The organism is Nisaea sp., assembly GCF_017640745.1.
Classification (GTDB): domain Bacteria; phylum Pseudomonadota; class Alphaproteobacteria; order Thalassobaculales; family Thalassobaculaceae; genus Nisaea.
On the sequence record NZ_JAEPQA010000004.1, the window covers coordinates 33,420 to 47,909 of the forward strand.

At 65.0% G+C, this 14,490-nt stretch carries 15 protein-coding genes; 9 read left to right on the forward strand and 6 right to left on the reverse strand.

Annotation, left to right across the window (positions count from 1 at the left end; genetic code table 11):
* Positions 1-3: 3 nt before the first annotated feature.
* From JJ959_RS04445 to JJ959_RS04470, 6 genes are all read right to left on the reverse strand, one after another.
* The gene (locus JJ959_RS04445; RefSeq protein ID WP_292880064.1) at positions 4-888 is read right to left on the reverse strand and encodes an ABC transporter ATP-binding protein; all 885 of its coding nucleotides are present in this window, start codon (positions 886-888) and stop codon (positions 4-6) included.
* A complete protein-coding gene (locus JJ959_RS04450; protein WP_292880065.1) occupies positions 888-1,637 on the reverse strand; it encodes an ABC transporter ATP-binding protein in 750 nt (249 codons plus the stop codon). The genes JJ959_RS04445 and JJ959_RS04450 overlap by 1 nt, the downstream gene beginning before the upstream one ends.
* Entirely contained in the window at positions 1,634-2,692 is a 1,059-nt protein-coding gene (locus JJ959_RS04455; RefSeq protein WP_292880067.1) for a branched-chain amino acid ABC transporter permease, read from the reverse strand. The genes JJ959_RS04450 and JJ959_RS04455 overlap by 4 nt, the downstream gene beginning before the upstream one ends.
* Positions 2,689-3,585: a branched-chain amino acid ABC transporter permease gene (locus JJ959_RS04460; RefSeq protein WP_292880069.1), complete on the reverse strand. Its 897-nt coding sequence runs from the start codon at positions 3,583-3,585 to the stop codon at positions 2,689-2,691. Before JJ959_RS04460 ends, JJ959_RS04455 begins: the two co-directional genes overlap by 4 nt.
* A 110-nt stretch (positions 3,586-3,695) precedes the next feature.
* On the reverse strand, positions 3,696-4,949 hold the full coding sequence (locus JJ959_RS04465) for an amino acid ABC transporter substrate-binding protein (RefSeq protein ID WP_292880070.1): 1,254 nt from the start codon (positions 4,947-4,949) through the stop codon (positions 3,696-3,698).
* Between the two features lie 160 nt (positions 4,950-5,109).
* Positions 5,110-5,943, reverse strand: a complete 834-nt coding sequence (locus JJ959_RS04470) for a nitroreductase family protein (RefSeq protein ID WP_292880072.1) — start codon at positions 5,941-5,943, stop codon at positions 5,110-5,112.
* 195 nt (positions 5,944-6,138) lie between these two features.
* Between JJ959_RS04470 and JJ959_RS04475 the strand changes: the two genes are divergently transcribed.
* The 9 genes from JJ959_RS04475 (at position 6,139) to JJ959_RS04515 (ending at position 14,207) form a co-directional block, all read left to right on the forward strand.
* Positions 6,139-6,345, forward strand: a complete 207-nt coding sequence (locus JJ959_RS04475; protein WP_292880074.1) for a hypothetical protein — start codon at positions 6,139-6,141, stop codon at positions 6,343-6,345.
* 66 nt (positions 6,346-6,411) lie between these two features.
* The gene (locus JJ959_RS04480; protein ID WP_292880076.1) at positions 6,412-7,839 is read left to right on the forward strand and encodes an amidohydrolase family protein; all 1,428 of its coding nucleotides are present in this window, start codon (positions 6,412-6,414) and stop codon (positions 7,837-7,839) included.
* A gap of 106 nt (positions 7,840-7,945) precedes the next feature.
* Entirely contained in the window at positions 7,946-8,680 is a 735-nt protein-coding gene (locus JJ959_RS04485; RefSeq protein ID WP_292880078.1) for a 2Fe-2S iron-sulfur cluster-binding protein, read from the forward strand.
* Complete coding sequence (locus tag JJ959_RS04490; protein WP_292880080.1) at positions 8,680-9,009, forward strand: succinate dehydrogenase; 330 nt, start codon at positions 8,680-8,682, stop codon at positions 9,007-9,009. Before JJ959_RS04485 ends, JJ959_RS04490 begins: the two co-directional genes overlap by 1 nt.
* Positions 9,006-9,347, forward strand: a complete 342-nt coding sequence (locus JJ959_RS04495; RefSeq protein WP_292880082.1) for a succinate dehydrogenase — start codon at positions 9,006-9,008, stop codon at positions 9,345-9,347. The genes JJ959_RS04490 and JJ959_RS04495 overlap by 4 nt, the downstream gene beginning before the upstream one ends.
* Positions 9,344-11,098, forward strand: a complete 1,755-nt coding sequence (locus JJ959_RS04500; protein ID WP_292880084.1) for an FAD-dependent oxidoreductase — start codon at positions 9,344-9,346, stop codon at positions 11,096-11,098. Before JJ959_RS04495 ends, JJ959_RS04500 begins: the two co-directional genes overlap by 4 nt.
* Before the next feature lie 100 nt (positions 11,099-11,198).
* Positions 11,199-12,485 carry a DUF3422 family protein gene (locus tag JJ959_RS04505; RefSeq protein WP_292880085.1) on the forward strand — a complete coding sequence of 429 codons (1,287 nt, stop codon included), beginning with the start codon at positions 11,199-11,201 and terminating at the stop codon, positions 12,483-12,485.
* A 118-nt stretch (positions 12,486-12,603) separates the two neighbouring features.
* Positions 12,604-13,566, forward strand: a complete 963-nt coding sequence (locus JJ959_RS04510) for a fumarate hydratase (RefSeq protein ID WP_292880087.1) — start codon at positions 12,604-12,606, stop codon at positions 13,564-13,566.
* Positions 13,530-14,207 (forward strand): fumarate hydratase C-terminal domain-containing protein, encoded by a 678-nt coding sequence (locus JJ959_RS04515; RefSeq protein WP_292880089.1) that lies wholly within the window; start codon positions 13,530-13,532, stop codon positions 14,205-14,207. Before JJ959_RS04510 ends, JJ959_RS04515 begins: the two co-directional genes overlap by 37 nt.
* Positions 14,208-14,490: the final 283 nt, after the last annotated feature.

A 14,490-nucleotide genomic window follows, 5' to 3' on the forward strand; every position in this document is an offset into this window, starting at 1 on the left:
CCTCTAGCCCCCGAGGAAGAGCCGCCCGACCTCCGGGTTCGCCAGCAGTTCTTCACCGGTGCCGGCCATCGCCGTCTGGCCCGAGACCAGAACATAGCCGATATCGGCGAACTCGAGCCCCTTCTTCGCGTTCTGCTCCACCATCAGGATGGTCTTGCCCTCGACCCGCTGCAGGTCGTCGAGAATCTCGAACACCATGTCGATGAAACGCGGCTCGAGGCCGATCGAGGGCTCGTCCACCAGCAGCACCTCCGGCTCCATCACCAGCGCGCGGCTGATTTCCAGCAGCCGGCGCTCGCCGCCGGAGAGCACCTTGGCCTGGTGATTGCGGCGCGCGGCGAGGCGCGGATACTTCTCGAAAATCCGCTCCGCCGCCTCCTTCGCCTCCGAGGTCTTCTCCTTCAGGTAACCGCCCATCCAGAGATTTTCCTCGACTGTCATGCCGCCGAACACCGACTTGTCCTGCAGGATGTAGGCGATGCCCGCATTCTTCAGCTTCTCATTCGACGAGTAGTGCGTGACGTCCTTGCCGCCGACCGTGATCTTTCCGGAGAAGATGTTGGTGAAGCCAAAGATCGAATGCAGGATCGTCGACTTGCCCGCCCCGTTCGGCCCGATCAGGCAGCAGGACTGGCCCTTGCCGACCTTCAGCGAGAAGTCGTGCAGGATCTCCATCTTGCCGTACCCGGCGCGCAGGGACTCGATGGAAACATAGGGCTCTGGTCCTGCAAGCGCATCGATCCGCGCCTGGTCCGGTCCCTCGGCGATGGCCTCGACCTGACGGACCACGTCCTCGACGGAGATGACCGTCTCGACACCGCCGCGGCCATAGCCGCTGATCCGCGTCTCGCTCACCGTCACGGTGACGTCCTCTTCCTTGCCGCTCATCAGTGGGCTCCCAGATAGGCATCGACCACGCGCGGGTCATTCTGGATCTCGTCCGGCGTTCCGGTCGCCAGCAGCTCGCCATGGGCGAGGCAGGAGATCCGGTCGGCGAGATTCATGATGACGCGCATGTTGTGCTCGATGACGAAGAGGGTGATGCCGAACTGCTCGTTTGCCCGTTTCAGCCGGTCGATCAGACCGTTGATCAGGGTCGGGTTGATCCCCGCCGTCGGCTCGTCCAGCAGAAGGACCTGCGGCCGGTTCATAAGTGCCATGGCGAATTCCAGCAGCTTCTGCTGCCCGAAGGAGAGTTCGCCCGCCACCAGAAAGCGCTTCTGGTAGAGTCCGACAAACTCCAGCAGTTCCTCCGCGAACTCCTCTGTCTCGCGGTCCCGCATGGAGCCGAACATGGAGCCGAGGCCCTCGTCCCGGTGCGAGACCGAGATCAGCATGTTCTTCATGCAGTCCATCTTCGAGTAGATGCGGGTCTGCTGGAAGGTCCGGAGCAGGCCGAGCCGCGCGATCTCCGGTACCCGGAGCTTGGAGATCTCCTTGCCCCGGAACTTGATCGAGCCCTCGTCGATCGGATGGTAGCCGACGATCGAGTTGAACAGCGTGGTCTTGCCCGAACCGTTCGGCCCGATCAGGCCGGTGATGCCACCCTCGGCGACATCGATGCTGACATCCTTGTTCGCGACGACGCCGCCATAGCTCTTGGAGACGCCGCGCACTTCGATCAGGTTGCCGCTCATTCCGCTGCCTCCGCCTGGCCGGTCCGGCTCATTTTCTCGTCCACCGTCACGCCGAACAGCGCCGGCCAGCGGTCCTGGGCCCAGCCGAGGATGCCCTGCTGGAAATAGACGATGTTGAGGATGATGATCGCGCCGAGCGCGACCCACTGCCAGCCGAGCAGTTCGGTCCAGGTCACTTCCTTGACGATGTGGAAGAGAATGGCGCCGAGCACCGGCCCCCAGAGCGTCCCCTTGCCGCCGAGCAGGGCCATGGCGACCATGAAGATGCCGAAGGTGGCGGTCGGGAAGGCGACCTCGAGCGGCTCGATGAAGCCGGACATGTTGCCGAAGATCGCCCCTGCCATGCCCATGAAGAAGGCCGAGATGGCCCAGGCCATCACCTTGTAGCGCGTGGTGTGGATACCCATCGCCTCGGCCTTGTCCTCATCGTCACGGATCGCGTTGATCGCGAGGCCGAAACGGGTGCGGTAGACCGCCCGGATCACCATGTGGCAGACGATCGCGAGCACGAAGAACATGACGTAGAAGACGATGGATCCGGTGCCCGCCTCGCCGGGGAAGATCGGCATGGAAATGCCGCTGCCGCCTCCGACATAGCGCCAGCCGCTGATCAGTTCCGCCACCGCGACCGCGAGGCCGAGCGTGCCGATGGCGAAATACGGGCCGCGCAGGCCGAGCATGAAAGGCCCGACCACCAGGGCGAAAACAGTCGCCACCGCGCCCCCCGCCCCGATGCCCAGCACCAGACCGGTCCAGTATTGCGAGACGGTGAAGTCCACCTTGATGGCGCCGAAGGACGCCGTGTACTCCATCACGTCGTAGACGAGGCCGATCTGCACCACCGCCGAGGCATACATGCCGAGGCCGAAGAAGGTGATGTTGCCGAGCGAATTGTAGCCCATCTGCCCGCCGGTCATGTCCCAGGTGACGGCCATCAGGACCATCAGCCACATCACCGCCATCTGGCTGGTGATCGAGGGAACCAGCAGGGGCCCGATGATGCCGACGGCGATCAGAAAGGCGTAGATCTTGAGATCGAGACTGCGCGCGCTCATCGGACCACCTGCCGCACACGATAGAGCTGGAAGAGACGCACCATCAGCACGCCGACGAGAAGCGCGACGACGGCGGCGATGGCGAACTCGGCCCCGAACACGAAGCCGGCATAGTTCTCCCAGACGCCGAGGCCGAAGCCGGCGATGATCACGCCCGGCAGATTACCGAGCCCGGCCGCCGTGACGATGATAAAGGAGCGGATCGAGTGCACCAGGCCATAATAGGGCTGGATGTTCCAGATCATCGCCACCAGCACCCCGGCCGAGCCGCAGATCGCGGCGTTCAGCGCGTAGGTGAAGGCATAGACCCGATCGGTATTGATGCCGAGCACGCGCGCGGCGCGCGGATCCTGGGCCGTGGCCCGGATCGCCTGCCCCATTCTGGAATTGCGCATGAAGAGAATGATCCCGACCGCGAGCACGGCGGCGAGGCCGAGGCTGACGATGCGGATCACCGGGATGGCGAGATCCCCGAGAATGAGTGTTCCGAACCCCGCTTCGGCGATCCGCACTTCCGGGCCGAAGACCAGGTTCAGCGACTGCTGGATCAGGAGGCTGAGGCCGAAGGTCGCGAGCAGCGAGGTGAACATGTCACGGTCGACCACGCGTTTGATGATCACCAGATAGATCACCCAGCCGAAGCAGAACATGAGCACGAAGGCCACGGGCAGCGCCACGATCGGATGGATGCCCCAGAGCGTCGCCTGATAGGCGAGATAGCCGCCGAGAATGACCAGTTCGCCCTGCGCCAGGTTCTTGACGTTCATCACGCCCCAGACCAGCGCCAGGCCATAGGCCGCGAGCACGAAGATGCCCCCGATCAGCAGTCCCTGGATCAGCAGGTCGACGGCGAAGATCGGTGCCTGAAAGAGAATCGAGATATTGTCGAGCATGGAAGCGCTCAGCCTTTCTTGCCGGGTTGAGGCCGCCGGAGCGGCACCCGCAGAGAGAAGGAAACGCGGTGGAAGGGGATGCCTTCCACCGCGTTCACGAGGTCATACGCTCAGTATTTGGGCTGACGCGGATGCTGGACCTTCGAGGAGGCCCATTTCGTCGGCGCGACAACCAGATACTCGCCGCCCTGGATCTGGCGCAGCACCATCGGCTTGGCGATGTTGTTGCCTTCCGGAGCGAACTTGATCCGACCGTAGAAGGTTTCCATGTCGGTCGCCGCGATCGCGTCGCGCAGGGCTTCGGTGTCGAAGCTGTTTGCCCGCTCGAACGCGTCCTTCCAGACCTGCAGGGCCGCGGAGGCCTGGGCGGCCTGGTACGGGACCGTCTTGTAGCTCGGATAGGTCTTCTTGAAGAGCGCGTCATACTCGCCGGCAGTGCCGAAGAGATCGTCCTTGTAGCTCAGGGTCTCGGACCACTGCGTCGGGCAGAGGATGCCTTCCATCGGGCCGGCACCGAAATTCTCGGTGATCTTGGCCGACTCGCAGTGCGTCATGGCGATCATCGGCACGTCGAGCTTCATTTCGCTGATCTGACGGCCTGCGGTAACAGCACCCTTGGCGTGACCGGAAATCACCAGCAGATCCGGCTTCAAAGCCTTCACCTTGGTCAGGGTCGAGGTCATGTCGGCGAGATCACGCGGCAGCTTGTCGTCAATGACGATGTTCATGCCGTGCTTTTTCGCGTCTTCGACCACACCGGCACGCACGTCGAGCGAGAACGGATCGTTCTCGAACGCCATGGCGACCTTGACGTCGGACGCCTTCTTGCCCGAGGCCTCGGCCAGTTCGGCCGCCAGCGCGACGGAGCTCGCGAGATACTGCTCGGAGGTCGAGAGCACCGCGAACATGTAGCGATAGCCCTGGGTGAAGAGCGAGCGGGACGCGCCCTCGGCCTCGATCATCGGGATCTTGTACTTCTCCGTGACCGGCGCAATGGCCTTGGTCAGGCCGGAGCTGTACGGGCCAAGCATATATTTGACGCCGTCCTGATTGATCAGGCGCTCGGCGAGCTGCGCGCCGCGCGCCGGGGTCGACTCGTCGTCGTAATAGGCGACCTTGAACTTGTAGCTCTTGCCGCCGACCTTCACGCCGCCGTTCTTGTTGATCATATCGACCGCGAGCTCGTAGCCGTTCTGCGTGTCGATACCGTTGGTGGAATATTTGCCGGTCAGCGACATCGCCGCGCCGAGAATGATGGTGTCCCCTTCGACCTTCGCGTCGGCAGGTGCCGCAGCGAGACCGAACGAGGCGGTCAGGGCGGCCGCAACGGTAGCGGCACGCATATCCATTTTCAGGAAACGCATCTCAGTTCCTCCCTTGTCATCCAGGGAGATCGCAGGCCCATGCCCGAACCGCATTTTTTGTTTTTTTGGCGGCGCGCTCTCCCTGTCCGGAAAAACGTTAGAAAATCCGCCGGGTCAACGCCAGTCCTTTTTCCGGGATGCAAGATCGCGAAGAGCTAGATCACTCAAGCTTGAAACCTTGGTCGCGCAAATATTTGGCGAGCTGGGTGCGCTCCGGCTTGGAAACTTGCCGGGCTTTATCTTCCGACCATCCGTAATCTTGCGCCAGCCCGTATTCAGCGACCAATCTCTGCTTTTCGTCGGGGATACGGTAGCGCGCGCTGCGCCTCGCATCGTAGCCGTCGAGCTCGGCCTCGAGGCCGCTGTCGTCATAGCGGTCCGTGTGAACCATCACGCGCGGCGGCAGGCGGAGGCTGATATGTCCGGCTCCCGCCGGCCAACCGAGGCAGAAGCCGCAGAGCGGAAAGACGTGCTCCGGCAGCTCCAGCAGCTCCGACACGGTCTCTATATGGTTGCGCACGACGCTGATCGGGCAGCAGCCGAGCCCGACGGACTCCGCCGCCCGGATGAAGTTCATCAGCACCAGTCCGGCATCGACTGCGGCATTGAGAACGGAATCCAGATGATCATTGCCGAAGGGCTTGCCGCGCAGTTCCGAGACCCGCCGGATGCGCAGGTTGTCGCCGAGAAAGACCATGAAGACCGGCGCCTCGGCGATCCATGGCATCGCCGGCATCAGGGCCTCGATCGTCTTGCGTTTCTCCGGGTCCCGGACGATGACGATTCCCGATTGCTGCAGGTCCGATTTCGCCGGCGCCGAGAAGGCCGCCGACATCAGAACCTCGAGCAGGTCATCCTCCACCGGGTCGGGCTTGAACCGCCGGTGCGAGCGGTGCGAGAGGATGTTCGCCAGTTCCCCTTCCGCCGGCATGTCGGCTCCCGCCCTGGTTTTCAGGCCGAAACGGTCTTCAATCAGATCGGCGAGCGTTTTCATCGATGCTTTGTCCCTGATGCTTTGCCGCAGCGAGAGTAGGCGCGGGATGGCCCGATCCGCAACACCGCCCGCCGCAACCGCTGGTGTCGCACGGGACGGTTCACGGAGCGCGCCCCACGGCTTGACTCACTCTGCGCTTTGATGACGGAATCGTCCCGGCGAGCACAAGACACCGTCGCCCATGAGGAGAAGAAAGTGCCGAAACAGCCGGATTTCGAGAACCGAAACCGCGTTTCCATTCTGCAGCGTCTCGGCATGCAGGAATCTGAAAAATTTCAGGTTTCCGGGAATCCGATTGCCGTCGCAGATGCGTCCGAAGACGATGCACCCGATGGCACCTGCCCCGATCACCCGCTGGGCCAGGATCTTTTCTATGTGTTGTGGAACGCCAACCGCACATAATGTCCTGACGGTCGGCAAGAACATCTGCCGCGCCTAACTACAGGTTGTTTTGACGGCGGAACGACAGTGCAAAATTTCATAATCGAGGGCGGCATCGTCGTCACCATGGACGGCAAGCGCCGCGTCATCGAGCGTGGCGCTGTGCATGTGCAGGACGGGCGCATCGCCGGTGTCGGAGAAAGCGGCATGCAGGCCGATGGCGCCGAACGGATCGATGCGACCGGCATGCTCGTCCTGCCCGGCCTGATCGACGCTCATGCCCATGCCGGACATGCTCTCGTGAAAACCCTCGCCAGCGATGACGGGCAGGGCTGGTTCGACGCCTGCAAGCAGCTTTACACCCTTGGTTCGGACGCCGAATTCTGGCGCGCCGACGCCGCGCTCTTCGCATTGGAACGGATCCGCGCCGGGGTCACCACAGGCGTTTCCATGCTCGGCGGCGGCGACAGCATCAGCCGGACCGACGATCCGCGTCATGGCGATGCCCACTGCGGCGCGATAGAGCAGGCCGGCACCCGCGCCGTGGTCGCGGCCGGCTGCAACCGCCCGCCCTTCCCCTGGCTCTATCGCGACTGGGATGGTAGCGGCGCAGACGAGTCGATCTCCTTCGAGCGCCAGCTTGAGGTCAGCCGCGCGCTGGCTGGAAAATGGAACGGCGCTGCGAACGGGCGGCTCTCCATCGCCCTCACATACCCCGTCAGCCACGAGAAGGCTGCCCTGCCAGAGGGCGTCACGCCGGAGTTGGTGAGCGACCATGCGCGCCAGGTCCGCGCCCTGTCGCGCGAACTCGGCCTGCGTTTCACCCAGGACGGGCACCGCGAGGGCAGCATCGCCTACGCCCATCGGGAGCAAGGCATTCTCGGACCGGACGCCTATCTCTCCCACTGCACCAACCTGACCGAAGCGGACATCGCCGCCTTGCGCGAAAGCGGTGCCAGCGTGGTGCATAATCCCTCCGCCATCGCCTCGGTGCGCGGCCGCTGTCCGGCGCCCGAGCTGATCGATCTCGGCGTCACCGTCGCCATCGGCTCGGACGCCCCCGCGCCGGACCGCTCCGGCGACATGTTCCGCCACATGCAGCAGGCGATGCACTACCACCGCCGCCATTTCCGCGACGACCAGATCCTGCCGCCGGGCAAGGCGCTGGAGATGATCACCATCGACGCGGCGAGGGCGATCGGCATGGCGGACGAGATCGGCTCGCTCGAGCCCGGCAAGAAGGCGGATATCGTGCTGCTCGACCTTCGGAAACCGCATCTCGTCCCGGCCAACATGCCGCTGCACCGGGCGATCTATTTCGCCAATGCCGCCGATATCGACACCACCATCGTCGACGGGCGGATCCTGATGCGCGGCCGCAAGGTGCTGAGCATGGACGAGGACGTGGTACTGGATGCCGCCGACGCCGCCATCGCGAAAGCGCTGGAGCGCACCGGCCTCAAGCATCTGCTGGATACCCGGCCCGGCTTCTGGGGCCAAAGTCGCTATAGCTAGCCGCTACAGCTAGACGCCGGGGCTGAACCGGAGTTTTTCCACGCCTGCCCCTTTCCGCCGCTCCGAATAGGCGCCACACTCGCTTTCCAGAAAAAGGAGTGGTGCCATGCAAGACACCGCCGAGACGGAGGAAATGCTGGAGGTCGAGATCTGGCGCGGGGCCGAGGACGGCGCGCTCCGGACCTATCGCGTGCCCCGGCGTGAAAGCCAGACCGTGCTGGACGTGGTGACCTGGGTGCAGCGGAACGCCGAGCCCGCGCTCGCCTACCGTTTCGCCTGCCGGGTCGGGATGTGCGGCTCCTGCGCCATGCAGGTGAATGGCAAGCCCCGCTGGACCTGCCGGACCCACGTGGCGAAGGTCGCCGAGGGCGGAAAGCTCCGCATCGAACCGCTTGCCAACCTGCCGAAGATCAAGGATCTCGCGACCGACATGGCGCCCTTCTTCGAGAAGTGGGCGGAGGCCCGCGGGCGCCACGAGCCGACGCGGACAAGGCACGAGCCGATGGCACCGGTCTCTCCGGAAAACCCTGCGCGGGCCGCCGCCAACGCCGGGATCGAATGCATCAACTGCGCGGTCTGCTACGCCGCCTGCGACGTCGTCGGCTGGGACGGGAGCTATCTCGGTCCCGCCGCCCTCAACCGGGCCTGGACGCTCGCCAACGACGAACGCGACGCGGACAGGTGCGGCGTGCTGCGCGCGGTTTCGCAAAGCGGCGGCTGCCACACCTGTCACAGCCACGGAAGCTGCGTCGAGCATTGCCCGGTCGGAATCAATCCGACCGCCGGCATCGCCGGGCTGAAGCGGATGACGCTCGCCGCCCTGATGCGGGGGGAGCTCTGATGCTGGAGGCGCGGCTCTATCTTCTGCAGCGCGCGAGCGCCATGCTGCTGGCACCGCTGGTGCTGCTGCATCTCGGCCTGATCCTCTACGCCATCGAGGGCGGGCTTTCGGCGGGCGAAATCCTCGGACGGACCAAAGGCAGCCTCTTCTGGGCAGGCTTCTACGGCCTCTTCGTGCTCGCGGCCGCACTGCATGCGCCGATCGGTTTGCGCAACATCCTGCGGGAATGGACGCATTGGCGCGGCCGCTCGCTCGATCTCGCAACGGGCGGGTTCGCCCTGCTGCTGCTCGCACTCGGCCTGCGCGCCGTCTGGGCGGTGACGGCATGATCCGGGCCTCGCGCAATCATCCGGGCTGGTGGGCGGCGCTCGGGCACCGGCTGTCGGGCCTCGCCCTCGCGCTCTTCCTGCCTGCCCATTTCCTCGTCCTCGGCCTTGCGCTGGAGGGCGATGCGGCGCTCGACGGCATGCTCGCCTGGACCGACCGGCCGCTGGTCAAGCTCGCCGAATGGGGACTCGTCATGCTGCTGACGCTTCATCTCGGTTTCGGACTGCGCGTTCTGGCGCTGGAGTTCCTGCCCTGGCGCGACCCGCTGAAAGTCCTGATCTCCCTCGGCGCCGGCGCCTCCGTGCTGGCCGGCCTCCTCTTCTGGATCATGGTCTCATGAGCCGCGACATCGAAACCCTCCGCACCGACATCCTGATCATCGGCTCCGGCGGCGCCGGGCTGATGGCGGCGCTGCACGCGCTGCAGGCCGATCCCGACCTCGACGTCACCATCGCGGTGAAGGGGCTGATCGGGAAATGCGGCTGCACCCGCATGGTACAGGGCGGCTACAACGTGGCGCTCGCCCCCGGCGACAGCGTCGAGCGGCACTTCATGGACACCATCGTCGGCGGCAAGTGGCTGCCGCGCCAGGACCTCGCCTGGAAGCTGGTCGACAAGGCGGTGGAGCGCATCCACGAGCTGGAGAACGAGCTCGGCTGCTTCTTCGACCGCAATCCGGACGGTTCGCTGCACCAGAAGGCCTTCGCCGGGCAGAGCTTCGACCGCACCGTGCACAAGGGCGACCTGACCGGGATCGAGATCGTGAACCGGCTGATGGAGCAGGTCTGGGCCCGCGGCGTGAACAAGCTGGAGGAGCACCGGGCGATCGAGCTGGTCCCGGCGCGCGACGGCAGCGGCATCGCCGGCGTGCTGCTGATCGACATGCGCACCGGCCGCTACCGCTATGTCGAGGCCAAGGCCGTGCTGCTCGCGAGCGGCGGCGGGCCGACCATGTACCTCTACCACACGCCCTCCGGCGACAAGGCCTGTGACGGCATGGGCATGGCGCTCCGCCGCGGGTTGCCTTTGCGCGACATGGAGATGGTGCAGTTCCATCCGACGGGCCTGCTCGCCGGGACTGACACGCGGATGACCGGGACGGTTCTGGAAGAGGGTTTGCGCGGCGCCGGCGGCTATCTCCTCAACGGCGACGGCGAACGCTTCATGACCCGCTACCATCCCCATGGCGAACGGGCGACCCGCGACATCGTCAGCCGCGCGATCTATGCCGAGATGCGCGACGGCCGGACGACACCGAACGGCGGGGTCTATATCGAGATGGCGCATCTCGGGCCGGAGAATGTCGCCAAGCGTTTCAAAGGCATGGTCGAGCGCTGCGCCGATTGCGGCTTCGATCTCGCGGGCGGCCGCGTCGAGGTGGTGCCGACCGCGCATTACATGATGGGCGGCGTCGAGTTCGAGCTGGATTGCGCGACCGCCCTGCCCGGCCTCTTCGCCGCCGGCGAGGATTGCGGCGGGGTGCATGGCGCCAACCGGCTCGGCGGCAACGGGGTCGCCAACTCCACCGTCTTCGGCGGCGTCGCGGGCGAGAGCATGGCGGCTTTCGTCAAGGCGGGCGCAAGCTGGAAGGAGGCGGACCGGAACGTCATCGAGGCCGGGCTCGACCGTGCCGAGCGGCCGTTTGCCGCCAAAGGGGGCGATCTCTCGCACCTGCGCGAGCGGCTCTGGCGGCTGATGTGGGACAAGGTCGGCATCCTGCGTGACCGGGCCGGGCTCTCCGAAGCCATGACTGGGCTCGGCGATCTCCGCGCCGAGCTGCACGAGGCCGGGCTCGCCGACGGCGACCGCAGTTTCAATCTCACCTGGCACGACTGGATGAACCTCGAGAGCCAGATCGACATCAGCGCCGTCATCGCCTCGGCCGCGCTCGCCCGCGAAGACAGCCGCGGCGCCCATTACCGCGAGGACTTTCCGGAGACAGGATCGCTGGAGGAGACCCGCTTCACTCGGGTGACGCAGAGCGAGGCCGGGCTGGCGCTTGAAATGGTGCCGGTCGAGTTCTCCATCGTCGCGCCCGGTCAATCGCTGATCGAAGACGAGGCAGGGGCGCCCCCGACAGCAGCGGAATGACGGCGGCCGGGTAAGCGCGGCAAGGTGCCTCATTGGGGGAGGCGGCGCGACACAGTAAGGGTGTTTGGGACCGGTCCTGCTCCGGTGGAGGGCACGAGACGTGAAATTTCATCCCGAACGGGATCAGCTGACCCTGGAACTGCACGCCCGGCCGATCCGGCCGGCGCGGGCGCCGCTGCGCATCAGCCACCTCGCCTTCGGCACCGGCGAGCATGGCGGCGAACAGGATTTCCAGGATCTGGTCGCGCTCTGCCGCAAATACGGCAAGCCCGAGCCCTCGCCGGAAATGAAGCATTTCACCGCCAATCTCGGTCCCTTCACGGTGAAGTGGGAGCGCCATACCGAGTTCTCGACCTACACCTTCCTCCGCTCCGAGAGCTTCGACGCGCCCTTCGAGGAGACCGTCTTCAACCTGCTGCCCGCCGAGTGGAAGGAAGCCAAGTTCGGAGACGTCCTGGTCGCAGTGCATCTCGCGGTTTCCGACGGTATCGACGCCCCGCTCGACGCCAATCGGCTCTCGCGCTGGTTCGACGGCAACGAGGTCTTCGCCAATCTCATGGAGAAAGAGCGGGTCGAGATCTACGGCGACCTGCGCACCCATGACGACGGCTTCGACCGGATGTATCTGCGCGCCGGCGACCTTGGCCCCGAGCTGCTCGGCCAGACCGTGCAGCGCGTGCTGGAGTTGACAACCTACTGGCGGCTCTCCCTCCTGTCTTTGCCGATCGCCCGCGCCTCCAGCCCGAAGCTCGAGCGGATCGAGCGCGGGCTGGCGAAGATCGCGGCGGAACTGGCGGAGGACGATCCGGAACGGACGGACGAAAGCCTGCTCGATCCGCTCGCCCAGCTCTCCGCGGAACTGGAGACCATCATCGCGGATTCGAGCTACCGATACCGCGCCAGCACCGCCTATTTCGAGATCGTCGAGAGCCGGTTGCGCCAGCTCGGTGCGGTCAGCTTCAACGGCTATATCCATCTCTTCGACTACCTGATGCGCCGGATCGACCCGGCGCTGCGTACCTGCTGGTCGGTGCAGAGCCGGCAGGAGGCGATCTCGAAACGCGCCTCGCGGCTCTCCAGCCTGCTGCGCACCGGGATCGAGGTAAAGGTCGAGCAGCAGAACCGCGACCTGCTCGACAGCATGAACCGCCGTGCTGCCCAGTCGCTGGCGATCCAGCGCACCGTCGAAGGCCTCTCCGTGGTGGCGATCAGCTATTACGCGGTCAGCCTGCTGAAATACCTCCTCGAAGGCATGGTGAAGGCGAAGCTCATCTCGGTCGATCCGACGATCACATCTGCCGCCCTGCTGCCCGCGCTCGTCGTCGCACTCTGGTTTTTCCTCCATCGGCTCACCCGCCGGGCGCTGAAGAAGCCGGACGGGAAGTAGGACGGGGGCGCTGCAGCGTTCCGGCACGGCTCCTTTTCCTGATCTCCCCTTCCCCACCGCTCCGGAAAGCAGCTAGGCTTCTCCCCAGCCAGGCCTCGTGCATCAGGGAGGAGCGCCGGTGATCGCAAAAGAAGCAGTCGAACAGGCTGCCTACGAGATCATGTTCAAGGCCGGGATCGACATTCCGGACGATTATCTCGCGGGCATCAAGAAAATGGCCTCGGCGGAGGACGGCGACCTTTCCGCCTTCGTGCTCGAGGCCATGCTGGAGAATTACGAGGCGGCGAAGGAAGATCGCCGGCCGATGTGCGCCGATACGGGCGTGCCGCGCTACTATGTGAAGGCGGGCAACGAGGCGAAGCTGGAAGGCGGCTTCATCGCGCTGGAAGAGTCGCTCCGCAGCGCCACCGCGCGCGCCACCCACGACATTCCGCTCCGCCCGAACCGGGTGCATCCGCTCTGGCGCACCGACCACAACAACAATATCGGCATCAACGCGCCGGAGATCGAATACAGCTTCGAGCCGGACGCGGACTGGGTCGACATCACCACCGTGCACAAGGGTGGCCTCTTCGGCACCGATTACCGCATGCTCTTTCCCGGCGACGGGATCGACGGCATCAAGCGCTTCTTCCTCGACGGCATGATCGCCTTCGGGAAGCGGGGCCTCGCCTGCCAGCCGGCGATCGTCGGCGTCGGGCTCGGCGGCTCCAAGGATACCTGCATGGTGCTCGGCAAGCAGGCCGCGTGCCTGCGCACCGTCGGCGACCGCAACCCGGACCCGAAGATCGCCGCGCTGGAGCTGGAGCTGCAGGAGCTCGGCAATAGCATCGGCATGGGCGCGATGGGCTTCGTCGGCAAGAGCATGGTGGTCGATTGCCATATCGAGGTCGGCTACACCCACACCGGCGGCATGCCGATGAGCCTGCACGCCTTCTGCCTCTCCTCGCGCCGCGCGACGGTGCGCCTGCATGCCGACGGGCGGAAGGAGTTCCGCACCGACCCGAACTGGTTCACCCCCTATATGCGACGGGAGACGGTCTCATGGGAAATGCCCGCGAGCGCAAAACGGTCCGCCTGAAGACGCCGGTCAGTGACGCAGATCTCGCCGGGCTCGAACTCGGCGACGTGGTCTATCTCGACGGCCTGATCTATACGGCGCGCGAGGGCGTCTACAAGAAGGTGCTGCAGGACGGTGAGGCCCCGCCGGTCGATTTTGCAGACCTCACCAACGTCAATTTCCACTGCTCCCCCGCCGCTGCGGTCGAGGCGGACGGCAGCCTCCGGGTCAGCGCCGTCACCGCCACCGCCAGCTTCCGCTTCTCCAAGTGGATGAAGGACTGGTTCGCCGCCTCCGGCGCCAAGCTCATCGTCGGCAAGGGAGGCATGTCGGAGGAGGACTACAAGAATCTCTTCGTGCCCGCCGGCGCGGTCTATCTCACCACCGTCGGCTACGGCACCGGCGCGCTGCTCGGGCGCGGGATCAAGAACGTGAGGGCGGCACACTGGCTCGACGAACTCGGCATCGCCCAGGCGATGTGGGTGCTGGAGGTGGAGAAGTTCGGCCCGCTGCTGGTGGAAAGCGATCTCCAGGGCAACTCGCTCTTCGAGCGCAACAACCGCGAGATCAATGCCGGGATCGAAAAGCTCTACGAGGGGCTGAAGAAGCCGTCACTGCAGCGGTACGGGGAGACGGACGATCGGGAGCAGGAGCTGATTTAAAAAACTTGGCTGCGCGTTTACAGGCTCTCGCAACCTCGACAAGTGCTAGCCACGAAGTTCTTTAGATTAGAGTTTGATAGAATTAACCAATTTCGATCTTGGGGTCAGCTAGTGCTGCTCGGAATTAAGGGGCGGGATTAAGCGGACACATCACTCAATTCCCCACACTTTGCGACCCGTCATCCCGACGGACGTCGGGATCCACTGGCTACGGGAGTGACGCGTCGGAGAATGGATCCCGGATCGGGGTCCGGGATGACGGAGGTGAAGAGCGACAATGTGC